Genomic DNA, 21,596 nt, shown 5'->3' on the forward strand with positions numbered 1-21,596 from the left:
GCCGAGGTGCCCGATGAATTATCCGCTGTTTATGGTTATGGGCTGGTTGTTGCTGTGGTCGTGCCCCGGTATGGCCAGCGGGGTATTGAAATTGTCAAGCATCGAGTTGCGATTGGCTCCCGATGAGCGCCAGGGCGAACTGTATGCGCAAAACACCGGGGACAGCACCTTGTTTCTGGATGTGCAGCAAGCGCTTGTGCTCAATCCCGGAGACAGGCCTGAGCGGTTGCTGCCGATTGGCGAGGTGATGCACCCCGCCTTGCTGGTGACTCCTGCGCGGCTGGTGCTGGCACCCGGGCAAAAATACCGGATGAACTTGCAGCAGCTGACGCCGCCGCGCAGCAACCAGGTCTGGCGCGTGACCTTTCGGCCCAGAGAGCATTTGATCGTGCAGGCCAGCGATGCAGATAGCCTGCCGGCTCCGCTGTCGGTCAGTGTCGGCTACGGCATGGTGATTTATCAGAAGGCCGCCAATGCGAGCGTTTTTACCGAAAAGGAGTAGCACATGAACAAGGTAGCATTTGCTTGCCTCCTTACTGCCGTAGCGACTCTACCGGCGCTGGCGATGGCGGATCTGATTCTCGAAGGCAAAGTCAGCAGCAATGTCAGCGCCTACGTGAAGCCCAATAACAATTTGTTCGTGACTGACGACAAGGGCAGCTGGTTCGATCAGGGCCTGGAAATGTCGCAGTTGGGTGGTTGGGACATGCCTTATGAGGTGCAGGCACGGCTGAGGGTTGTTTCCAGCACCGGAGTATTTCAGGTGCGCCTGGATGAGCCGCTGCAGATTCGTAATGCAGGTAATGTTACCCAGGTGTTTCAGCGTCCGAAAGTGGATTTCATGGCCGAAGGTGAAGCGCCCAAAACCCTGATGGTGGGCCAGGGGACGGAGTTTAAAAACCCTCCCCGGACTGTGCCGGGTGAGGACACTTCTGGCTATTACGGACTGACCGTTGCAGCCTATCCGCCGGAGGGGGATTTCAAGCAAACCGCGGGGGCGTACAGCGGTGTGCTGTCGCTGACCTTTGAACCGGTGATTACCGATCCTTGATTGCGCCCACGTGTTGCACGGCTACCTGCCGCTCGTTGGCATACCCCAGAACTGCTACAGGAAACCTATGAAACCTTTTGCCTGCCTGGTGTTTTGCGCGGTGTGCGGTGTTGCGCCGATATCATCCGCATTTGCGCTGATCAATATTCAGCCGATGGTGTCTGAGGTGAGGGACAAAGCCGTCACGGTTGAAATCTCCAACACTGGCGACCGTGCGGAGTATGTGTCCATTGCCTTGTCGCGGGTGCTCAACCCCGGCGTGGAGTTGGCAGATGAAAGCCTGGAGTCCATCGGCAAAACCCTTCAGCCAAAGCTCTACGTCGCGCCTTTCAAGTTGCAGCTTGCTCCGGGCCAGAGCAAGACCATTACCTTGAAGCCCCTGGTGAAGATAGAACAGGAGCAGGTGTATCGATTGGACATAAAGCCGGTTGTGAGTCTGCTGGACCCCAAGCTCAAGACCATTGCTGGCAATGTGGTGGTCAACCTTGCCTTCAGCGCACTGGTACGCCATATACCGGTTCAGGAAACATCCACGCTGACGATCAAATGCGAAGCCGGGGGTGGCCGTTTTTTTGCTACCGGTAACACCCGAGCCCATGTAGAAGGAGTAACCGTTAACGGTGAACCTATTGATCCATTCAATGTGTACCCCGGTGTCCCGCTGTTGCTGAAGGGAGCCCGGATCAGTGTTCCGGATCAGCCGGAGTGTATTGCCGCTGGCCCGGCGCGCTGAAGGCTGGACGATGGCGAAGCTTTTCTGGCGGGCTGATTATTAACGGGCCGCAGCGTTCCTCCTAAGCTGGCTCTACTGATTTGAGCCAGCAATAGTAGGAAGCGAGCATGAAAAAGCTGCAAAACAAAGTTGCACTGGTTACCGGTGCGTCAAAGGGCATTGGGGCGGCGATTGCCAGGCAATTATGTCCGTAGCCGCGAGGATGCCGACCGGGTGGTCTCGGACATTGTGTAAAACGGGGGCGTGGCCTTTGCGCTGCAGGCGGATGTCTGCAATAGCGTCGACGTCAAGATGCTGTTCAAGATCATTGCTCTGGAGCATGGCGCTCTCGATATTCTGGTCAACAACGCCGGTGTCTACTCGACTGACGCACTGGCTGACATCACCAAGCATGAGTTTTACCGCCAGTTCAACCTCAATGTCCTGGGAGGGATCCAATGCACCCAGGCGGCGGTCGAGGTGTTTAACCCAGCGGGTGGCAGCATCATCAATATCAGCTCCAGCGTCACCTCTTTCACGCCTGTCAACTCTACGGTCTATACCGCTTCCAAGGGCGCAGTGGACGCTATCACCCGCACCCTTGCCAATGAGCTGGGGCCGAAAAAAATCCGCATCAACTCAGTCAACCCAGGGCTGGTGGTGACCGAAGGTGTACACGCCAGCAGTTTTTTTGAAGACGCATTTCGCCAGAAAATCGAAGCGATTACGCCATTGGGCCGTATCGGCCAGCCTGAGGATATGGCGCCAGCGGTCGCTTTCCTGGCGTCTGCAGACGCTGGCTGGATTACCGGCGAAATACTAGTGATCGGCGGTGGCCTTCATTAACCACAGGTGGCGTGCTCGCGGACATAATGGCGGGGGAATTGCGCCATGAAACGTTTGAAGGCCATGCTGAATGCGCTCTCTGACTCGTAGCACAATGAAAACGCGATGGTTGAAACCGTATCCGCAGGATGCTTTAGGCGATCACTTGCCAGCAACATACGCCAGTGCGTCAGGTATTCCAATGGTGCTGCACCGATCACCTGTTTGAAGTGCAAGGCAAACGCCGAGCGTGACATGGCAGCCAGCCAGGCCAGCAAACCAGCCGCTGGCGCTGTTGTCTAGGGTAGCCAGATGGGGGCACAGAACTTCCACCAGCAAGGTGTTCATTGAACTGTGATCGGCCAGGGCGTTGATGCTGCAGTTCCGCTGTAAATCGCTGCCGAGCCCAGCGCAGGATCGACGCCTGCGGCTCATCGCCCCGCACATGGACGAGCGAGGGCAGTGTGCCGAGCAATAACTGCGCGGGAATGCCGGTGAGGTCAAAACGGCCACCGACCAGTTGTGTGTCGTCGCCGCCATAACGCAGAACCAGTTCGTCCGCCGCCAGCATTTCAAAGTAAGCGTCTGAATCCATGACCGGCTGGGACATATCACTGTAGAGCGTGAATGGCATGCCTAGGGTCATCAGAAAACAATCGCCTTGATGCTGTTGTCTTAGCTGTGGCTCTCCACTCACTTGCAACCAGCAACTGCCCTTGATGACGGCGGTGAACTTGATGCCTTCGAGCTTCGGAAAGTTGAACGCCCAGTCGCCTCTTAACGTAAGCGCGGCCGAATGGTAATTACCAATTCTCAACAATGACAGGATATCGGACAGAGGATCCATGTGTCGAAACTCCGGGCAGCTATTGTCACGGCGGGCTTTCAGCAGGTTTGAGGTTTGATTTTTAGGCATTTTTTAGCATTGCGTTGAGTCGCGCTTGCGCTGCATCCAGCGCATCAATACCCGCGAGCAGTTCGTCTTCGCGCCTGGCGACGCAAAGTTCTCGAATTGCCAGCGCATGCTTCCGTTGTTCGAGTTCACGCAGGCGCTCATCGAGTTTGACGAATTTCTCCAGCAACATTTCCTTGTGGCGGGTCATGTTTGCAGTCAGTGACTTGAGGTTGGACTCGATTCTTTGGGCGGCAGTGGCTTTATTTGGCGGTGTTTCATGCCCAGGCACATAGTGAGTTTGCGTGTTCAGGCCAGGTGGTGTGAATCGCCCCGGCTTCATTTGCCATCGTCCAAAGCGGGGCCGACCTAACTCATCGGGGGTAACAACTGTGGGTTATCGTCAACGGCTGGCAGTCTACCTAGACTTGGGCCAATTCTTCACGGGCTTATCGAGAGTAAAAACATGCGCTTACGAGACCTGGGCATCACCATTGGCACGGGCACACCCGGGGCGTTCAACGCCATCACCGACGTGCCTGGCGTACGCGTCGGCCATCACACCCTCACTGCCGAAAGCTTGGAGGGTTCAACGCATACTGGCGTGACCATCATCGAGCCGCGCCCGGTCGCGGCCCATCTGGCGCCGTGTTTTGCCGGCGTTCACGTACTGAACGGCAATGGCGATGCCACCGGCCTTGAGTGGATTCGCGAAGCCGGTTTACTGACCACGCCCATTGCCTACACCAACACCCATAGCGTTGGTGTGGTGCGTGATGCACTGGTGGCCGCCGAGCGCGAGATGGGTAAGCAACACACCTATTGGTGCATGCCGGTGGTCCTGGAAACCTACGATGGCATTTTGAGCGATATCTGGGACCAGCACGTCACCGCCGAGCATGTGCACGCCGCATTGGCGGATGCACGCAGCGGCCCGGTGCAGGAAGGCTGTGTGGGCGGCGGCAACGGCATGATTTGCCATGAATTCAAAGGTGGGATTGGTACGTCGTCTCGCGTGCTGAGCGCCGAAGAGGGCGGCTGGACCGTAGGTGCATTGGTGCAGGCCAACTACGGCGTACGCAGCGCCTTGCGCGTGGCGGGTTACCCGGTGGGCAGCGTATTGAAGGACACGCCTTCGCCTTATGACGGGCCGGTGAATGTCGGCGTGCCAGGCATGGGTTCCATCGTGATCACCATCGCCACCGATGCGCCTTTGCTGCCCCATCAATGCACCCGCCTGGCACAGCGTGCGAGTATCGGCTTGGCGCGGGTCGGTGGCGGCACAGAGGACGACAGCGGCGACATCTTCATTGCGTTCTCGGTGGGCAATACCGGCTTGCCGGTTGCCAACCTCGGGCAACCCGGCCCGCCGACCACGGCCTTGCAGATGGTAAACAACGACTACATCTCCGCGTTATTTGTGGCCGCGGCAGACGCCGTCGAAGAGGCAATCCTCAACGCTCTGTTGGCCGCCAACGATCTTAAGGGCCGCGGCCGGCAAGCGCTGGCGCTCAAGCCGGAACAACTGCTGGCAGCGATGGCGAAGGTGGGCTGGACGGCCACGGTTCACTCCTGAGCCTGAAGGAACAACAGGAACAGCTCGGACTGGGATTTGATCCCCAGCTTGTTGTACATATGCTTGCGGTGAACCTTGACCGTTTCGGCAGAGATCGCCAGCTTGCGGGCGATCTCTTTGTTTGAGCAGCCGCTGCGCATCAGTTGGCCCACTTCCATTTCACGGGCAGATAATGAAGCGCTGATCTGTCGCGTGGTTGCGTGGAGGCGCTCCTGCCAGTCAGGAGCCTGCTCCGGTGCGTCCTTCAAACTCTGTTCGAACGAGCACCGTTGGCGCATCAAGCCCGCGACCCATGGCTGTACCAGGCCCAGCAACGCGATCTGCTGCTGGCTGAAGCGGCTACTACTGCCTAGCGACAAGCTCAAAGTGCGGCTAGTATCCAGTTGCACATTGATATGAATCTCGTCGGCGACGACATTCAATCGAAAGTAGCGCTGGTAATACTCTGTCTGCTCAAAGCACTCTGGGGCGACGTCGCCTAACTGGAACAGGCCGCTTTGTGGTAACTCGCGGTTGGCCAGGTAGAACGGGTCTAGCAGGTACAGGCCTCTGAGGTAATCCTGGAAGAGTGAGTCGGACTCGTTACCCTCTGCGGCAGACTCAGCAAGTACCTGCGGCCTGCCCGTGCTGAATATCAGCACCACCCAGTTATCCACCGGTACGTAGCGCCCCAGCAAACGCGTCAACGAACGCCAGAAGTCAGGACGGTCCAGGGCTTCGATCAGCTTGCCGACCGCGTCATGCCAAGCTACATCCTGCAGCGTCAGGTTCATTTCACTGCCCATCGATGCTCCCTTTGACATTATTGCTTGCCCTTGGTCGTGCGCCACTGGCTCGTGTCACGCGTGCACATCCCGTGTAATACAGGTCAGTCTACAGACCGTATTCGCCGTTGTATCAAACGTTATGTGAGTAACGGTTAATTTTGTAGGATCTATCTGATGCCTTGTTAGGATTTTTCCAGGGCTAGGCATGGATTCTTGCGGTTGTTGCTGAGGGTGTACTGGGTAAACTTAGCCGACTCTTTTATAGGGTCGATTACAAGTATTAACCTCCTGTACAACCTAAAGGAAATTGATTGTGGCTATCCAAAAAAGGCATATTCTGGCAGCGGCTATCACCGCATTGATTACAACTTCCGCTTTGGCGGCAGACGGGACTATCAATTTTACCGGTGAAATTACTGCCGCTTCCTGCAAAGCCTCTTCCGGCGCCGGTACCAGTGTGGGTGGAGGCGCTGGTGCGCAGGTAATTGAAGTGCCGATGGGCAAGGTCAGTATTGACTCCCTGAGCACCAAAAATCCTGGGATTGTTTCGGGCACGGCGATTAATATCAATCTGGACTGTGGTAATACCGCTGCTGGGTTGACCACTGTTAAGGTAATGTTCGACCCTAACTCGGGTTCCGGTGTGGATGGGTCGAATAATAACTTGCTCAAAACCACCGGTGCTGCGAAGGGCGTGGGTATTGGTATCTTCGATAGCAGTAATAACTTGATCAACCTGGCAGGTAACGGCTCTTTTGATGCGCCGTTAGTCAAGGCTGGTACTGATCCAGCTTTCACGTATACCGCAAACTTGAACATGCGCGCCTCCTATGTGGCCAATGGTGTTACGCCCATCGTGCCTGGCCAAGCCAATGGCACATTGCCATTTACTCTGACTTACCAATAAGTCTTTCATTAGAGAAGCATATTCATGCTTCTCTACTTTACCGCAGGTAATTAAATGAAGAACGTGTACTCCAGGTACTGTCTGGCGGGGATTATTTTGCTCTTCAGTGGTATCGCACAGGCCGGTATTACATTGGGCGGCACGCGAGTTATTTACCCGCAAAAGCTCAAGGAAGCGTCGATCATGGTCAAGAATGACGCCGACAGGGACATCATGATTCAGTCTTGGTTGGAGCCGGACTCTAAAAAAACTGATCAGGATGTACCGTTTGCGTTAACCCCTTCGCTGAGTCGCCTGGGCGGCAATAAGCAACAAAGCCTGCGCATTTTTTATGCGGGGAAAGGTTTGCCCTCAGACAAAGAGTCGGTGTTCTGGCTCAGCGTGCAGGAGATTCCCCAAAAGTCCGAGACCGATAACACTTTGCAGATTGCAGTGCGCCAACGGATCAAGCTGTTTTATCGGCCGACGGGTTTGTCCGGTACGCCTGAAGGGGCTGTCAAGTTGTTGAAGTGGCAGTTGGTGAGTGAAGGCGGAAAACGCTGGCTGTTGGTCTCCAATAACTCTGTTTATTACGCATCCTTTGGCGCTGTGTTCCTTGAGTATAAGGGCGCTCGTCACCCGGTCAACGTAGAGATGGTAGCGCCCGGTGCGACCGGTAAGTTTCTGGTGGAAGGCGCAGGTGCAATACCTGCTAATGCTCAAATTGTCGTTGAGTTTAATGCCATTAATGATTATGGCGTCCCGGTTAAGAATCTCGCCAATATTTCAAGCTGACGGGCTTTTTAAAAGAAGGCAGGCAGCTCTGCATCTGAAGTAAGTCAAGCAGTAACGATTGAGTAATGAGGCAAGATTCTTATGTGGGCATTTTGTTTTGGGAGTTATTCTGGTACCCGTCCGTTTGGTCGTTTTGGCGCCTCTAGTCTAGTGCTGGCAAGTGCTTCCCTGCCACTTGCGGCCCATGCTGTGGAATTCAATGATGCTTTTTTGAACAAGCATGGCACCACGGCCGAATTGAAGTACTTTGAGCAAGGAAGCACGATCGCCCCTGGTAAGTACAATGTCGATATTTACCTCAATCAATTTTTGATACTGCGTGAGTCCATCAAGTTTGTCGTGCAGGACGGATCGGAGGTCAAGCCGATCATACACCTGGGCCTACTCAAGGCGATTGGGGTGAACACTGCACGGCTTGAACAAGAGGGTGTCATCACTGCGGGCAGTGCCGACGATACCGTGATTGATCTGTCGGCGCTGGTGCCAGGTGCCGATATCGAATTCGATGTAACCGCGCTGGCGTTGCAGATCAGCATGCCTCAAGCTTACATAAAGCGACAGTCCAGTGGTTATGTCGATCCGTCTTTATGGGATAACGGCATCACCGCCCTGTACACCAATTATCAGACTAACTTCAGCCGCAATATCAGCCGTGGTTACAGTAGCGACTACCGCTATATAGGTCTGCGTAACGGCTTCAACCTCGGTGCCTGGCGCTTTCGCAATGAGTCGTCGATCTCCGGGGGCACCGGTATGCGCGACACATTCAACAGCAACCGTACCTATGCCGAGCGTGACGTCGTCAGCCTAAAGAGCAAACTGGCGGGGGGCGAGTTGTACACCCAGGGCGATATCTTCGACAGTGTGCGTTTTCGCGGCGCTCAATTGACGTCGGAGCTCGGCATGCTGACCGATGATGAAGTCGGTTTCGCACCAGTGGTGCGCGGTATCGCTGAAACCAATGCAACGGTGGAGATCAGCCAGAACAACTACGTGATCTATTCGGCCAGCGTTCCTGCGGGTGCTTTCGAGATCAGCGACATTTACCCCAGCGGCTCCAACGGTGACTTGAGTATCAAGATCATCGAGGCCGATGGGCGCGAGCGTCAATACTCCCAGGCCTACTCCTACTTGCCGGTAATGACACGTCGAGGCAGTACCCGCTACAGCCTGGCCGCCGGCCAATACCAGACTGAAGGGCAGGCGGCGCCCAAGTTTACCCAAGGCACGCTGGTGTATGGCGTGACCGACAACTTCACCGGCTACGGCGGGTTACTCGCTTCCCAGGCCTACAACGCGTTGAACCTGGGCATCGGGGTTAACTCGCCGTGGGGCGGTGTATCGTTTGACGTCACCAACAGCAACTCCAAGGATGCGTCCGGGCGCAAGAACGTGGGCCAGAGTGCGCGTTTTTTGTATTCCAAGACGCTAAGCAGCACCGATACCACCTTCACCATGGTCGGCTATCGCTATTCCACCGAGTCTTTCCGCACGTTCAGCCAACATGTGGATGAACAGGATCGCTTCGCCACCCCTTATTACGGCCGACAAAAAAGCCGTTTTGACATGAACGTCAACCAGTCCCTGGAAGGGCGTGGGTCGCTGTTTCTGAGTTTGGGCGAAACCAGTTACTGGAACGGCCAGGGCAGCACGCGGCGTTGGCAGTTCGGCTACAACGGCAGCTATGCCGACACCAGCTACAGCTTTGCCGTGTCCCGTACAGAGGGGCAGGGTGGCAGTCAACGAATCGATAATCAGGTGTCTGCGTCCTTCAGTATTCCGTTCGGTGACAATCGTCGCGCGCAACGGCTTTACACCAGCGCTACTTCATCGTCCCAAGGTGAGACGTCGATTCAAACGGGCCTGTCAGGCAACATCGACGAACAGAACACCTTGAGTTATTCGGTACAGGGCAGCAAAAGCAAAACCAGCGGTGCCTCCGGCAGCGTCGGTATGAATTGGGACACGCCTAATGCGAAAGTCAGTGGCAACTATGGGCAGGGTCGGGATAACAAGCATTTTGACGTCGGGGCGAGTGGGTCGGTGGTGGTACACCGCGACGGGGTGACGTTGGGGCAACCGGTCGGTGAAACCTTCGCATTGGTTGAAGTGCCCGATACCAAGGGCGTCGGCGTCGAAAGTGGGACTGCTGTGCGTACCGATAAAAAAGGCTATGCGGTCGTGCCCTATGCGCAACCCTATCGTTACAACTGGATCAACTTGGATACCAATACCTTTGGTAGTGATGTCGAAGTCGCAGAAAGTTCGCAGCGGGTGGTGCCGACGCGTGGCGCTGTGGTGAAGCGTCGGTTTGAGGTTGAGTCGGGGCGCAGGTTGCAGTTTTCGTTGAAGTTGAACGATGGTGAAAAAGTTCCATTTGGTGCTCAAGTTTATGGTGAGAGCGGAAGTATGCTTGGCGTGGTTGATAATGTATCAAGATTGCTGGTTTTTGGAGTCAAGGATAAAGGCGTGTTCGATGTTGTGTGGGGCGGTGGGAAATGTAGTTTTAGTTATGATGTGCCGCCTGCAAAAAAAGAGCTCATGTATGAGAGCTTTGATGCTGTCTGTGTGAGGGGGTGACGTATGATCGTATTTTTTAAAAGCGTGTGTCTGTTCATTCTTTTTTCTGTAAGTGGTCTTGTTTGGGCGTCTAGTAACTGTCAACTTGCTTATGTGGATTCAGGAGCGAGTGTGACTTTAAAGGTGCAGCAAGCCAAGGGGCAGACTGGGGTACAGATGATTTCAGATGTGTGGCATGAAAGATCTATACCTAATTTTATGAATTGCTCATATACTACTCTAAACGTGCCTCTTTATATCGTTTTCTTTTTTTTTAAGTCTAGAGTTGGTGTGTATGATTTTAATGGGAGGCAGTATGATTTGCAGTCTACAAGCAATCCCAATATTGGTGTGATTTACGAGCATGCTTTTTTAGATGGAGATTACATTCCCATATTCGATCCTGGTTATGGGAAAATTGATTTTTTAGGTGTTGGTGGGTTTTTGAAAAAAGGTTACAAATATCGATTTCGTTATGTTTCTCTTGCTCGACTGCCGGTTGGTCAGCTAGTAGTGCCTAGTCAAGCTTTATTTTTTTATAATCGAGTATTTGAGGGGTCGACTCAAGCGGGAGCATCTAATGGAGGCTCGCCTTCAGTTAGTCTTTCCGTGAATAATACGTCCTGCACGCTAAGCGCGCCGTCCGAGGTGAGTCTAAAAAAGACTAACTTGTCGTTGCTCTCGTTAGTCGGTGATACGACCGGAAGAGTAAATTTTTCGCTTGGCGTAACGTGCGCGGCATCCTATGCGCCATACAAAATTCTTTATTCATTGGAGGATGTGAACGCCCCGGGCAATACGACTTCAAATCTAACGCTGAATTCGGCAGTCAACTCGGCCTCAGGTGTGTCGCTGCAAGTGCTTGATGGCGAGACGCCTGTGGTCTTTGGATCTCAAACTTCGGCTTCTACACTCAAAGGAAAGTTGGGGGATATGGGGGTTCAGGGCGGAACTATCAGTAAACCCTTTGGTGTTCACTATATTCGTACCGGGAAAATGACACCAGGAACAGTAAACGCTGGAGTCACCGTAACGCTCTCTTATGAATAATTTTTATCTGCAGTTCGCATTGGCGAGAATAACCGAGCAGGCCTCAGGCGTGTGGTTGCAGATCATGGTGGGGGGTAATGGCCGTGACGATCGGAGGCTGCTTCCCCGCGCACGTTAGGCGCTATGCCTAAAGGCGCTGGGTCGATCAGTAAGCCCCTAAGCGTGCGCTACATTTGCACGGCCGTGAACGCACACTCAGGGCGCGGTGAGCGCGGGTGTAACGATGATATTGTCTTATGAGCGGTCTGCTTTGATCTGAGTGTTATTTGATCTCACTACCCCCACGGGGGTACCCCTTCGACGTGATGTTTCGCTTCGTTAGCGCCGCCCATACTCTTTCAGAACTTGCTGAACTGCGCGGAAGGATCACTGATGAAGATTGAATTGATGCAGTTAGCCGGCCGCGACGGCGATACGGCGTACAACCTTGCACGTGCTTTGGCGGCCATCACCAACTGCAACGCGGACACCGACCTGCTGGTATTCCCGGAAACCCATTTGATGGGCTTCGTCAGTGATGAACAACTGGCCAACGTCGCCGAGCCCCTGGACGGCCCGACACTGCGAGCCGTGCAACAGGCGGTGCGCGAGCGCGATGTGTCGGTTGTTATCGGCCTGGTCGAATGTGATGCCAGCGCCTACTACAACACTTCGGTCTTGATCACCCCCGACGGCATCGCCCTGCGCTATCGCAAAACCCATCTGTGGCCCTCCGAGCGCGCCGACATCACGCCAGGCGATCGCTTTGTCACCACGCTGTGGAACGGCGTGCGTGTCGGCCTGCTGATCTGTTACGACATCGAGCTGCCGGAAACGGCGCGGGCACTGGCGCAGTTGGGGGCTGAGTTAATCATCGTTACCAACGGCAACATGGACCCCTACGGTCCGGTGCACCGCACCGCGATCATGGCCAGGGCCCAGGAAAACCAGCTGTTCAGCGTGATGGTCAATCGCGCAGGGCAGGGCGACGACGGCCTGGTGTTTGCGGGCGGCAGTGCGGTGGTCGACACGTTTGGTCGCGTGCTGTACGAAGCCGGGCGCGAAGAAACCCGCCATGTGATCAGTCTGGACCTTGCTCAAATCAAGGCGGCCCGCAGGGATTATCACTACCTCAATGATCGTCGACTGCAACTGCAAGAAGAGGCTGTCGAGCACCCCGACGGCCGCCGTGAACTGCTGATTCGCTGACTGCGCTTATACCCTCCATAACAATAATCAGCTGGCGCGCAGGTGCCGGCCCAGGAGTTCGTGATGATCACTATTCGATGCATGCAATGGGGGCTGGCTGCCGTTATCAGCGGCGCAATGGCATGTGCTCAGGCCGCGGAGCCGAAGGTCAATATCTATAACTGGTATGACTTCATCGCACCCAACACGCTGAAGGATTTCCAGGCGCAGACCGGCATTCAATCGGCCTACGACGTGTTCGACAACAGCGAGGTCATGCAAAGCAAACTCATGGCCGGGCGTAGCGGCTATGACGTGGTAGTCGCTACCGGCGACCTGTTGCCGAACCTGATCAAGGCCGGTGTACTCAAGGAACTGGATCGCTCGCAACTGCCCAACCTGTCCCATCTGGACCCGGACATCCTCGCCAAGGTCAACAACAACGATCCCGGTAATCGCTTTGCGGTGCCGTATTTGTGGGGCACCACCGGCATCGGCTACGACGTGGCCAAAGTCCACGCGCTTCTGGGTAACGACGCACCGGTGGATTCCTGGGATCTGATTTTCAAGCAGGAAAATCTCGCCAAGCTGGGCGAGTGCGGCGTGGCCATGCTGGATGCGCCCGCTGAAATTATCCCGATTGCCTTGCACTATCTGGGATTGCCCTACAACAGCCAGAACCCGGACGACTATGTGAAGGCCCAGGCCCTGCTGTTGAAACTGCGCCCACACATCCGCTACTTCGACTCCTCGCGCTTTATCACCGATCTGGCGAACGGTGATATCTGCGCCGTCGTCGGCTGGGCGGGTGGCGTGATGGACGCTCGCAAAGCGGCCGACGCAGCCGGTAATGGTCGCCGGATTCAGTACAGCATTCCCAAGGAAGGCGCGCCGATCTGGGTGGAAAACCTGGTACTGCTCAACGATGCACCGAATCTCCAACAGGGTTTGGCGTTTATCGATTACATGCTTCGCCCGCCGGTGATCGCCGCATCGTCCAACTACCTCAGCTATGCCAATGCCAACAAGGATGCCACGGGGCTGGTGGATGCGAAGGTGCGCGATAATCCGGGGGTTTATCCTTCCAAAGCAGTGCTGGATACGCTGTTTGCGCTGGAGCCGCTGCCCTTGAAACTGGAGCGGGTGCGCACGCGGGTCTGGAGTAAGGTCAAGAGTGGGACCTGATGACGATGACTGGAAGCGTTTCTGTCTGGCCAGCCACCTAGAGCCTAGGGAATGCCCTCCGGTGAGCTGCAAATAGTGTCGTGGTCAGGAAGGTGGGTTGGCCGGACGCTTGCGTGTGATAGTCCAGAAAGCAATCAGTCATAAGTAAAGGTCACGGTGACAGCCGCGTTGGCTTTTCCAGGCGTCGCGATCTTACCGTTCCGTATGTATTGCACGGTCATAGGCTGACTGATCGTACCGCTCCTCAAGTTGCCCATTATGGTATTGGCTGAAGGGGCGAAACTGATGGCGTTAGTCCCATTCAACACTTGTAATGCGATACCCGCCGCTCTCGTGGGCTCATCGGCCAGGCTCAGATAGGAAGAAAGGTTCGAAGGGTGGTTGTACACGTCCGACATGGAATAACTCACTTGAAATGCAGGTGCATCCGTGCTGCATTTCAGGCCCAGTACAAATGCACCGCCGGCGATGCTGGACCCGACTGAAGGCATATCGACCATGCTCACTTGCTTAAGCTTAATATTGGCCGGCGTGGTTAAGGTGCAGGAGGTACCCTTGGCCACGAACGTGAATTTATCAGTGCGCATCGTCCATATACCGTTGTAGACCCCGGGTTTAGTATGGGTAATTTTGCCCGTGATGACGTCCAATGTATTGATGGTGCGCAGGCCTGAGGTCATGCTCTTTTTGGGGCTGTAAAACCTTATTTTGACCGTCGAACGCATTGTAAAGTCGAAGACGCGGCCGCTGCTGCCGCTGAAGCCTATCTCTCGCACGGTTTCGTAGACGTTGGAACTCAATCCGTGCTCCGCCCCACCATCGACAGAAGAAGTCCCAAAGTAAAATACGTCACTCTCGTTCGTCTGGTAGAGGTTGTAGGACGCACCATCAAACTCGACGGATGCTCCGGCAGGCACGCCTGTAGCACCCATCGTATTCGTATAGGTGCCTGAGGGCATCTTCGTGCAGATGAGCGACATGGTTGCCGAGTGCCAAACGGACGAGATCATCCCTCCGCTGTCAGTGGGCACATCCGAAATCGACGGCACGATTTTATTGCCGCTCGCCGCGCAGCCCGCCAGGGCACTGGCTGGTAATGCTAGCAGACCGCTAACTACACAGACAGTGGCCATGACCTCCCGATACCTGCGGGTGCGTCTGCGCCAGAGCCCGCTAAGGGCGAACAACGAAAGAGGCAAACAGCGCATCATGCGATATTGACCATTTGTACCTGTATAGCCAATAGCTCAGCCTTCATATTCAATGGGCGCGCAACAAGGCGTATGTCCTTTTTTAGGGCTGGCTTTTCAGCGCTGAACTGTTCAAAGTTCATATATTGCTCTGTCGTCATACGATTTATCTCAATCCGTGATTTTCGACTTTTGCATTTTACGTTACACCGAAACCGCAGTCTGCATGCCATGAGGCATCAATCATAGCGAATCAGATTCGTCCTTCTAGCGTGTGGAAATAACAGATAAAAAGCGCGAATTATCTGATAGGGTTTTGTGAGGACATACTTACTCCTCGCTGAATATATTCTCACGAGGCAAGACGTTTCAGCCGCTACATAGCGGAAGAACGCTTTTACCGGCCCTCAGATTTTTGCAGGCTTATTAAGTAGTTAACGGCGGGAGGCGATTTCGGAAATTACGATGTATATAGCGAGCCCCCTGACTTTTCGGCGCAGATAGACCTCCCCATTTCCGCCAATTCTGATAGGAGGAAATCGGGATCAAAGAGGAGGGCGGTCATCCCCTTTAAAAGATGCATGAAATTGGCCCCCCTCCGAAGCGTTTAACACGTATTCGACTGCTGACACCCGATGATAGGATTATCAAAATCCTGCTTCCCGCGTGAAGGAGTAGAACCATTGAGCACTTCAGCACCTGAGCGGCGCCAAAATGGAAAGCATGAGAGGTTGCGTAACTTAGGGAACGAGGAGTTTTGGGCCTTCAGTTCCGGTCGCTTCGCACTGAGGGGTTCTGAACGACTGGCCCAGATCAAGAACGGATTTCCAGCCCATCTTTTTCAGGCCATGCGCCGAACCTTTGACCTTCAAGAACGCGCCTTGAGTGTTCTCCTCATACCTCGATGACAACGCTTGAACGACGAGTTCGTGAGCACCGAGCCCTTGATGCCGCCGTGTCCGAGCGCATAGGAAGTGAAAAGTTGGTCTCGAGTTCGAGGAGAAGTAAGAAACCAATCGGCATGAACTTTGGAAGAGAAAAATCGACACGGTGTGAGCTACGACATTTTGGCCCGATGTGCGCTCAAGGCTCCGAAGCAATTCGTTGGTCCCGTGTAAAACGCGTCAGTTCTCACGATATAGTTTCAAATTCGCGGAGTCACAAGAAAGCAGCGGTGCACGCTGCCAAGAAGAGAAACGGCATTTCTGACGTGGCGCACGATTTAACATAATATACATTATACGTAACACGATGTTACTTAATCAGGAGCAGTACGCGTCAGATTTTGAGTCAGCGTCTCCAGGCTTTTCCTCCTCTCACTGATCATCACCACTCAGTTGCCAGTACGCCGCAACCTCATCGTTTTCACCCACCACATGGCAACGCCCTCAGGTTTGATCTTTACTCGTCCCAACGCCACCCGTGCTCAAGGAAGATCTGCATGAAGCTCTATGCCGCCGTATTGCTCACTGCTGCGTTGCTCGGCGGCTGCGACGTCAGTAAGCGCTGCGTCTCGATCTGGGTTCTTTACAGGCGCGAAAACCCGAAAGCATTGGCTTTATTGTTGATCTGCCAGATGCATCTGCGGGACTCCAAGCAGTGATCAAATTCGCCTCGACGATACTGCAGGCCGGTACGGGATTCCGTACTAAAGTGGGGGTGTAACAGCACCCCCCCCCCACTCCAATCACCAAGAATGCGAATCCAGTTTGTAGGTTTGATTGACCGCGCCTGTGAAAGACGCTTTGGGGAAATCAGAGGCTCAAGGTGAGATAACATCTCTAGCATTCGTCTCGCGAAGAAAAACCCCAGAGTTCTGGTGATCTCTGGAGTTTTCCGTCTGGGTTGAGATCAGCCGGCTTAGCCGGTTACCGGCGCGGATGTTGATTTTCCTGACTGTCAATCAGGTGGCGGCTATTGCTTTGCGGGCAGGTCGAGGTTTTCTGAAAAGTTCAGGTCCTCATCTGATTGGTACATCTCCTCTATTTCTTTGGCGTACTTCTGTGAGACCGTTATAACCTCATCCATGGTGCTCCAATCGACGGGATTAGTTTCCCGTTCTCGCTGCTCGCGCAGTAATTCGTCTCGCTTTTTCAATTGCTGTGATGTCAGATTTATCAGTTTTTCTTTAGGAAGATCTAAGAGTTGTTGTTCCGTGTAATCGGGCATGGGAGTTCTCCTTGTGTAGAAAATACAGCATTCCAACAATCCCCATACTTCGGTAATCAACTCTATTTTTGTACTGTTAGAAATAACAGGGTTTTAGACTTTTTTACGTTAATCGTCATTCAGAAAAATCATAAAAAATCCTCTGATATGGACGTTCTGGATAAATCTTCACCGGAACTTCATCATTTTCCCGACTACGCTTTCCCTCCAACCTGATAATCCATTGAATCCGCATCCCTCAATCCTCATCCCGCGTCAGCTTTTCAATCAACGCTCGATGCTGTGGAAACGCTGTCGTGAGCTTATGGCGATTTCCCATCTCCATGTCGGCAAAATCAAATCCTGGCGAAACCGCTTCACTGATCAATCCAAATCCGTTTGTCCCGTCCAGCAATCGTGATGATTTCCAGATGCCACCCGGTACGTGCAATTGCAAACACTGTTCTGCGAGAACATCGTTGCCCATGATGACTGTCTGCAATGAACCGTCCGCATGGATCAGGCTGTATTCGAGTGCGTCGCCCAAGTGGAAATAATGCAGGATGTCAGACTGATTGAAATGAAACTGGCCCACCGCTGATTGCTCGGTCAGCAGATAGTAGATCGACGTCATCAGGTAACGCGGTCCTGCAGCGGTTTCGAGCCAGTCGCGATGGTCCGCCTGATAGGTTCTGCGAAAGTAGCCGCCTTCGAGATGCGGTTCGAGATCCAGCGCATTGATTACGTCTTGTGCGCTTGCTTTACGTTGAATCATCGCCCGCTCCCTTGATTTTATGGTGGTTTTTTATAGCTCAACTAAATGTCTATTTAGTTGAGTTATATAAGCAGCGTTTTAATAACCACCCACCGCCGCCATTTCCCCACCCACAATCGCAACCCCCGAACTGCTGCCCAAACGCGTAGCCCCGGCCTCAATCATCTTCAGCGCCGTCGCATAATCACGTACGCCACCGGAGGCCTTGACCCCAACCTTGGCACCCACGGTTTTACGCATCAGTGCCACGTCCTCAACTGTGGCACCACTGCGGCTGAACCCCGTGGACGTCTTGACGAATGCCACGCCCAAATTCCGGCAGATTTCGCAGGCCTGGACCTTTTGTTCGTCGCTGAGCAGGCAGGTTTCCAGGATCACCTTCAATGGCACGGCGCCGCAGGCTTTATGCACCAAGGCTATGTCTTCGCGCACGGCTTCAAGCAGGCCTTCCTTCAGCCAGCCGATATTGAGCACCATGTCGATCTCCCCTGCCCCGGCGGCTATCGCCCGTTCGGCTTCGAAGGCCTTGGTGTCGCTCAGGCCGGCGCCCAATGGGAAGCCCACCACCGCACAGATCACCACGCGATCGTCGGTCAGGCAGGACGCGGCGTAAGGCACCTGCCCCGAGTTCAGGCATACGGAATAAAAGCCGTGCGCCTGTGCTTCTTTGCACAAGGTGCGAATCTGTTCACGGGTGGCATCGGGGGCCAGCAAGGTGTGATCGATGTACTTGGCCAATGCTGCGGGTTGAAGCGTATTCATATAACGTGCCCTTGCCTGTATGTTGCCAATGGTGGTGTGCCGCGTGTTGCGGCGCTCACATTAACCGTTACAATATTCACAATTAATGTTACTTAGTTAACACAAACAATCAAGCCCTGGAATGCCCGTGGACAGTAAAAAAGCCGAGCGACTCAAGCTTATCCAGCAAGCCCTGCAGGACCAGAGCGCCATTCACCTGCGGGAAATGGCGGCGCTGCTGGATGTTTCCGAGATGACCCTGCGCCGCGACCTCAGCCACTTCAGCGAGCATTTGCGCCTGCTCGGTGGCTACATCACACGGGTCGGCAGTGAGGCCGGTGATTACCGGGTCGCCGACCAAGGCACGCGTCACGTCGAAGAAAAACGCCGCATCGGCAAACTCGCTGCGCGGTTGATACAGCCCGGCGACACGGTATTTTTTGACTGCGGTACCACCTCGCCGTTTGTGATTGATTTCATCCCCGACGAGTTGGAGTTCACCGCGGTGTGCAGCTCGTTGAACGTGTTGCTCAAGCTGCAGAACAAGCCCAACTGCCATATCGTGCTGTGCGGCGGCACCTTTCACCGCAAGAACCAGGTGTTTGAAAGCAGCGCCGAAAGCAGCATTCTCGACAGCGTGCGCCTCACGTGGGCCTTTGTGACGGCGGCGGGCGTCAGCCAGGAATTTGGCGTGACCTGCTTCAACTTCAATGAAGTCGAGGTCAAGCAAAAGGTCCTGCGCCAAGCCCAGCAGCGCGTGCTGCTGGCGGACTTCAGCAAGTTCGACACGGTGCGCACTGCGCACTTTGCCAGCCTTGCAGACTTTCAATACGTGGTCAGCGACAAGAAAATCCCCCAAGCGTACAAAGAAGCCATCCAGGCCAGCGGCGCGCAATTGCTGGTTTAACCCAGCAACGTTTGGCGCTCCCGCGCATTCAAGTAGCCGGTGGTCACGCTGAACGAAGCGCTGGCCCCGGCCGCCAGCACACGCACGTGACCTTTGGCTTTTTCGGCGTTATAACCTTCGGGTTCACAGGTTGACGGCAGTACGAACGCCGCCACTTGCTGGTCCGGTGAGTGCAGGATCCAGCGTGCGGCGTGCTCGAACTCCTTGGGGCGATAACGGGTGTAAAACGCCGCACCATTCGGGTGGTCCAGCAGAAAATGTGCATGGCCGCTGGCGTCTGCGCCCACGTCGTCGAAGAAAAACACGATTTCAGGGTCGTACAACGCCGGTGTGTCGAGACACGCCAACTGCGCCGGATGCTCGGCCAGTTGCGCCATATAGGCGCTCCAGTCAGGCGTGGGCTTGACGTGGTCCGGCACGCTGGTGCGCAGGCGCAGGCGCTGCATGCCCAGCGGCTCGACAAACCGCGCGCCGGCCACATAGGCGTAGTTCATATGGGCCATGTACATCAGTTCCATGGGTTTGCCGGCCAGGTTGGTGACGTCCATATCGATATCGAACAGGGCTGAATCCGCGCGCAGTGTCACGCTCGGGGTTGCCCTGTATCGATCGCCAAAGCCCTTGGCATATTGGTAAGTGCCACCCAGGCTCACAACGCCCTCGCCTATTTCCAGCCAAGCTGTGTCCATGGGCGCGCAGGGCATTTCGCCGTGCAAGGCATGGGTGTCATCCGGCGCCGGGCAACCGTTGCGCAGCAGGCCACTGTGAAACATAAAGCAGCCATAAGTATCAATGACGGTCGGGCTGGGCCTTGGCTGCTCGAACAGGTTGGTCATGGTCAGGTCGCAGCCGTCGAACACCGCCGACCAGATCATCTGCCCTTGATAAGGCAACACCACCAGGCGTCCACGGCTGTTCTCCAGGCCCACGGCCAGCACGCCGGAGGGGTAAACCCAGGCGCTGACCTTAAAGTCTTCGGACTGTAGCAAGACCTTTTCCTGCTCGCTGAACAGCACCGGATACAACGGGATACGCGTGTTCATGAGGCCACCGCCGCCGCACCCGACGGCACGCTGTCCGACTGGCGCATGCACTTGAGCGCATACATCACAATCACGATAAAGCACAACAACGGCACACTGTAGGCCAACTGCATGTTGCCACCGCTGGCGTCAGACAACAGGCCCTGGAAGATCGGAATGACCCCGCCGCCAACAATGCTCATCACCAGTAATGAACCGCCGACACCGGTGTCTTCACCCAGGCCATCGATGGTCAGGCCGTAGATGGTTGGCCAGCACGGGCCGAGAAAAATGCTCACGCCAACTGCCGCATATACCGCGGAAATGTTCGGCACCAGGATGGTGTAGGCCAGCAGCACAATGCACAGCACGCCATAAATCGCCAATACCCGGGCCGGGTGCAGGCGGCGCATCAGCAGGTTGGCGATCATCTTGCCGACAAAGTAGGCGGCAAACGTGGTCAGCAAAAACCATGAAGCGCTGCGCTCATTCATGCCGCCCATCTGCATGGCCAGGCGAATGGTGAAACTCCATACGCCGACTTGCGCACCCACATACAGAAACTGCGCGAGTACACCAAAGGTAAAACGCGGGTTGCGCCACAGGCGGCCCAGGCTTTGGCGCAGGCTGCCGGATTTATTGTCGACGGGGTTATTGCCCTTGCAGGCCGGAAACCGGGTAATGGCGATCAGGATGAACATCAGCACCAGTACGGCGATCATCCATTTGTAGGGCAACAGCGTGGACTGGATCATCTGCAACTGCTGCACCGCCGCCTCGGAGGCGCTCATCTGCGTCAGTTGCTCGGTGGTGGCATCGGTGTCCTTGAACATCACAAAGCTGCCCACGTACACCCCGGCCATGGCGCCGAACGGGTGAAAGGTTTGCGAGATATTCAAGCGCCGCGTCCCGGTTTCCCGTGGACCCATCAGGGTTGAATAGGTATTGCACGCTGTTTCCAGGAACGACAGACCGGCGGCAATCACAAACAGGGCCAGCAGGAACATGCCGTACTTGGCGGTGGACGCCGCAGGAAAAAACAACAGGCAGCCCAGCATGTACAGCAACAGGCCGATCAGAATGGTGCTTTTGTAGCTTAAGCGGCGCACCACCATCGCGGCCGGAATCGCCACGAAAAAGTACCCCAGGTAAAACGCCGACTGCACAAAGGCGGTTTGGAAATCGCTGAGCAGGAAGGCTTTCTTGAAGTGCGCGATCAGCACGTCGTTCATGCTCGCCGCTGCAGCCCACAATGCAAAAATGCTGCACAGCAGGATAAACGCGAACCAGGGCGTGCGGTTCAGATAGAAGCCATCGGGTGTCTGTTGCAGCGCAGGTTTGTTCATTA

General features: G+C 55.0%; 22 protein-coding genes and 1 pseudogene. 13 read left to right on the plus strand and 10 right to left on the minus strand.

Features of this window, described 5'->3' with window-relative positions; translation table 11 throughout:
- The first annotated feature begins 13 nt into the window (after positions 1-13).
- The 4 genes and pseudogenes from HU759_RS15280 (at position 14) to HU759_RS15295 (ending at position 2,609) form a co-directional block, all read left to right on the plus strand.
- Positions 14-502: a hypothetical protein gene (locus tag HU759_RS15280; RefSeq protein WP_170037308.1), complete on the plus strand. Its 489-nt coding sequence runs from the start codon at positions 14-16 to the stop codon at positions 500-502.
- Positions 503-505: 3 nt separating this feature from the next.
- Positions 506-1,051, plus strand: coding sequence for a hypothetical protein (locus tag HU759_RS15285; protein ID WP_170037311.1), 546 nt, complete (start codon positions 506-508; stop codon positions 1,049-1,051).
- A gap of 10 nt (positions 1,052-1,061) precedes the next feature.
- Complete coding sequence (locus tag HU759_RS15290) at positions 1,062-1,784, plus strand: hypothetical protein (RefSeq protein WP_202884311.1); 723 nt, start codon at positions 1,062-1,064, stop codon at positions 1,782-1,784.
- A 107-nt stretch (positions 1,785-1,891) separates the two neighbouring features.
- Positions 1,892-2,609: pseudogene (locus HU759_RS15295) on the plus strand (SDR family oxidoreductase).
- On the opposite strand, the gene HU759_RS30035 reads toward HU759_RS15295, so the two are convergent.
- The 3 genes from HU759_RS30035 to HU759_RS15305 all read right to left on the minus strand — a co-directional run bounded on the left by HU759_RS30035 (position 2,606) and on the right by HU759_RS15305 (position 3,823).
- On the minus strand, positions 2,606-2,845 hold the full coding sequence (locus HU759_RS30035; protein WP_346274579.1) for a helix-turn-helix domain-containing protein: 240 nt from the start codon (positions 2,843-2,845) through the stop codon (positions 2,606-2,608). The pseudogene HU759_RS15295 and the gene HU759_RS30035 sit on opposite strands and share 4 nt — an antisense overlap.
- Positions 2,806-3,435 (minus strand): cupin domain-containing protein, encoded by a 630-nt coding sequence (locus tag HU759_RS15300; protein WP_346274580.1) that lies wholly within the window; start codon positions 3,433-3,435, stop codon positions 2,806-2,808. The genes HU759_RS30035 and HU759_RS15300 overlap by 40 nt, the downstream gene beginning before the upstream one ends.
- A gap of 61 nt (positions 3,436-3,496) precedes the next feature.
- Positions 3,497-3,823, minus strand: a complete 327-nt coding sequence (locus tag HU759_RS15305; protein ID WP_170037314.1) for a hypothetical protein — start codon at positions 3,821-3,823, stop codon at positions 3,497-3,499.
- 123 nt (positions 3,824-3,946) lie between these two features.
- Between HU759_RS15305 and HU759_RS15310 the strand changes: the two genes are divergently transcribed.
- Positions 3,947-5,056: a P1 family peptidase gene (locus HU759_RS15310; RefSeq protein ID WP_170037317.1), complete on the plus strand. Its 1,110-nt coding sequence runs from the start codon at positions 3,947-3,949 to the stop codon at positions 5,054-5,056.
- On the opposite strand, the gene HU759_RS15315 is transcribed toward HU759_RS15310, so the two are convergent.
- Entirely contained in the window at positions 5,047-5,829 is a 783-nt protein-coding gene (locus tag HU759_RS15315) for a helix-turn-helix transcriptional regulator (protein WP_186616983.1), read from the minus strand. The two genes, HU759_RS15310 and HU759_RS15315, sit on opposite strands and share 10 nt — an antisense overlap.
- Before the next feature lie 307 nt (positions 5,830-6,136).
- Between HU759_RS15315 and HU759_RS15320 the strand changes: the two genes are divergently transcribed.
- The 6 genes from HU759_RS15320 to HU759_RS15345 all read left to right on the plus strand — a co-directional run bounded on the left by HU759_RS15320 (position 6,137) and on the right by HU759_RS15345 (position 13,465).
- On the plus strand, positions 6,137-6,730 hold the full coding sequence (locus tag HU759_RS15320; protein WP_170037320.1) for a fimbrial protein: 594 nt from the start codon (positions 6,137-6,139) through the stop codon (positions 6,728-6,730).
- A gap of 54 nt (positions 6,731-6,784) precedes the next feature.
- Positions 6,785-7,504 carry a molecular chaperone gene (locus tag HU759_RS15325; RefSeq protein WP_170037323.1) on the plus strand — a complete coding sequence of 240 codons (720 nt, stop codon included), beginning with the start codon at positions 6,785-6,787 and terminating at the stop codon, positions 7,502-7,504.
- Positions 7,505-7,693: 189 nt separating this feature from the next.
- Positions 7,694-10,084, plus strand: coding sequence for a fimbria/pilus outer membrane usher protein (locus HU759_RS15330; protein WP_225932988.1), 2,391 nt, complete (start codon positions 7,694-7,696; stop codon positions 10,082-10,084).
- A gap of 3 nt (positions 10,085-10,087) precedes the next feature.
- Entirely contained in the window at positions 10,088-11,113 is a 1,026-nt protein-coding gene (locus tag HU759_RS15335; RefSeq protein ID WP_170037329.1) for a fimbrial protein, read from the plus strand.
- Between the two features lie 372 nt (positions 11,114-11,485).
- A complete protein-coding gene (locus HU759_RS15340) occupies positions 11,486-12,301 on the plus strand; it encodes a carbon-nitrogen hydrolase family protein (RefSeq protein WP_170037332.1) in 816 nt (271 codons plus the stop codon).
- Between the two features lie 63 nt (positions 12,302-12,364).
- The gene (locus HU759_RS15345) at positions 12,365-13,465 is read left to right on the plus strand and encodes a polyamine ABC transporter substrate-binding protein (protein ID WP_170037335.1); all 1,101 of its coding nucleotides are present in this window, start codon (positions 12,365-12,367) and stop codon (positions 13,463-13,465) included.
- A gap of 134 nt (positions 13,466-13,599) precedes the next feature.
- Here HU759_RS15345 and HU759_RS15350 read toward each other — a convergent pair whose 3' ends face one another.
- Positions 13,600-14,598 carry a fimbrial protein gene (locus HU759_RS15350; protein WP_186616882.1) on the minus strand — a complete coding sequence of 333 codons (999 nt, stop codon included), beginning with the start codon at positions 14,596-14,598 and terminating at the stop codon, positions 13,600-13,602.
- A 1,498-nt stretch (positions 14,599-16,096) separates the two neighbouring features.
- On the opposite strand from HU759_RS15350, the gene HU759_RS15355 reads away from it, so the two are divergent.
- Positions 16,097-16,258, plus strand: coding sequence for a hypothetical protein (locus HU759_RS15355; RefSeq protein WP_170037375.1), 162 nt, complete (start codon positions 16,097-16,099; stop codon positions 16,256-16,258).
- Positions 16,259-16,569: 311 nt separating this feature from the next.
- Here HU759_RS15355 and HU759_RS15360 read toward each other — a convergent pair whose 3' ends face one another.
- The 3 genes from HU759_RS15360 to deoC form a co-directional block, all read right to left on the minus strand.
- Positions 16,570-16,824 (minus strand): hypothetical protein, encoded by a 255-nt coding sequence (locus HU759_RS15360; RefSeq protein WP_170037378.1) that lies wholly within the window; start codon positions 16,822-16,824, stop codon positions 16,570-16,572.
- Between the two features lie 238 nt (positions 16,825-17,062).
- Positions 17,063-17,578 (minus strand): cupin domain-containing protein, encoded by a 516-nt coding sequence (locus tag HU759_RS15365; RefSeq protein ID WP_170037381.1) that lies wholly within the window; start codon positions 17,576-17,578, stop codon positions 17,063-17,065.
- A 78-nt stretch (positions 17,579-17,656) separates the two neighbouring features.
- On the minus strand, positions 17,657-18,340 hold the full coding sequence (gene deoC, locus HU759_RS15370) for a deoxyribose-phosphate aldolase (protein ID WP_186616881.1): 684 nt from the start codon (positions 18,338-18,340) through the stop codon (positions 17,657-17,659).
- Positions 18,341-18,467: 127 nt separating this feature from the next.
- Here deoC and deoR point away from each other — a divergent pair, with 127 nt between their 5' ends.
- Positions 18,468-19,226, plus strand: coding sequence for a DNA-binding transcriptional repressor DeoR (gene deoR, locus HU759_RS15375; RefSeq protein WP_017135707.1), 759 nt, complete (start codon positions 18,468-18,470; stop codon positions 19,224-19,226).
- Here the strand turns inward: deoR and HU759_RS15380 are convergent.
- Complete coding sequence (locus HU759_RS15380) at positions 19,223-20,269, minus strand: aldose 1-epimerase family protein (RefSeq protein WP_169986100.1); 1,047 nt, start codon at positions 20,267-20,269, stop codon at positions 19,223-19,225. The genes deoR and HU759_RS15380 overlap by 4 nt on opposite strands.
- The gene (gene fucP / locus HU759_RS15385; RefSeq protein WP_099549755.1) at positions 20,266-21,594 is read right to left on the minus strand and encodes an L-fucose:H+ symporter permease; all 1,329 of its coding nucleotides are present in this window, start codon (positions 21,592-21,594) and stop codon (positions 20,266-20,268) included. Before fucP ends, HU759_RS15380 begins: the two co-directional genes overlap by 4 nt.
- Between the last annotated feature and the right edge of the window lie 2 nt (positions 21,595-21,596).

Source organism: Pseudomonas sp. OE 28.3 (assembly GCF_014268205.2).
Taxonomy (GTDB): domain Bacteria; phylum Pseudomonadota; class Gammaproteobacteria; order Pseudomonadales; family Pseudomonadaceae; genus Aquipseudomonas; species Aquipseudomonas edaphica.

Coding starts and splice junctions, on each gene's coding strand:
- HU759_RS15285 (WP_170037311.1), top strand. CDS start 506: ATGAACAAGGTAGCATTTGCTTGCCTCCTTACTGCCGTAGCGACTCTA.
- HU759_RS15365 (WP_170037381.1), bottom strand. CDS start 17,578: ATGATTCAACGTAAAGCAAGCGCACAAGACGTAATCAATGCGCTGGAT.
- HU759_RS15300 (WP_346274580.1), bottom strand. CDS start 3,435: ATGGATCCTCTGTCCGATATCCTGTCATTGTTGAGAATTGGTAATTAC.
- deoC (WP_186616881.1), bottom strand. CDS start 18,340: ATGAATACGCTTCAACCCGCAGCATTGGCCAAGTACATCGATCACACC.
- HU759_RS15340 (WP_170037332.1), top strand. CDS start 11,486: ATGAAGATTGAATTGATGCAGTTAGCCGGCCGCGACGGCGATACGGCG.
- HU759_RS15325 (WP_170037323.1), top strand. CDS start 6,785: ATGAAGAACGTGTACTCCAGGTACTGTCTGGCGGGGATTATTTTGCTC.
- fucP (WP_099549755.1), bottom strand. CDS start 21,594: ATGAACAAACCTGCGCTGCAACAGACACCCGATGGCTTCTATCTGAAC.
- HU759_RS15350 (WP_186616882.1), bottom strand. CDS start 14,598: ATGGCCACTGTCTGTGTAGTTAGCGGTCTGCTAGCATTACCAGCCAGT.
- HU759_RS15310 (WP_170037317.1), top strand. CDS start 3,947: ATGCGCTTACGAGACCTGGGCATCACCATTGGCACGGGCACACCCGGG.
- HU759_RS15280 (WP_170037308.1), top strand. CDS start 14: ATGAATTATCCGCTGTTTATGGTTATGGGCTGGTTGTTGCTGTGGTCG.
- HU759_RS15355 (WP_170037375.1), top strand. CDS start 16,097: ATGAAGCTCTATGCCGCCGTATTGCTCACTGCTGCGTTGCTCGGCGGC.
- HU759_RS30035 (WP_346274579.1), bottom strand. CDS start 2,845: ATGTCACGCTCGGCGTTTGCCTTGCACTTCAAACAGGTGATCGGTGCA.
- HU759_RS15380 (WP_169986100.1), bottom strand. CDS start 20,269: ATGAACACGCGTATCCCGTTGTATCCGGTGCTGTTCAGCGAGCAGGAA.
- HU759_RS15360 (WP_170037378.1), bottom strand. CDS start 16,824: ATGCCCGATTACACGGAACAACAACTCTTAGATCTTCCTAAAGAAAAA.
- HU759_RS15305 (WP_170037314.1), bottom strand. CDS start 3,823: ATGAAGCCGGGGCGATTCACACCACCTGGCCTGAACACGCAAACTCAC.
- HU759_RS15315 (WP_186616983.1), bottom strand. CDS start 5,829: ATGAACCTGACGCTGCAGGATGTAGCTTGGCATGACGCGGTCGGCAAG.
- HU759_RS15345 (WP_170037335.1), top strand. CDS start 12,365: ATGATCACTATTCGATGCATGCAATGGGGGCTGGCTGCCGTTATCAGC.
- HU759_RS15335 (WP_170037329.1), top strand. CDS start 10,088: ATGATCGTATTTTTTAAAAGCGTGTGTCTGTTCATTCTTTTTTCTGTA.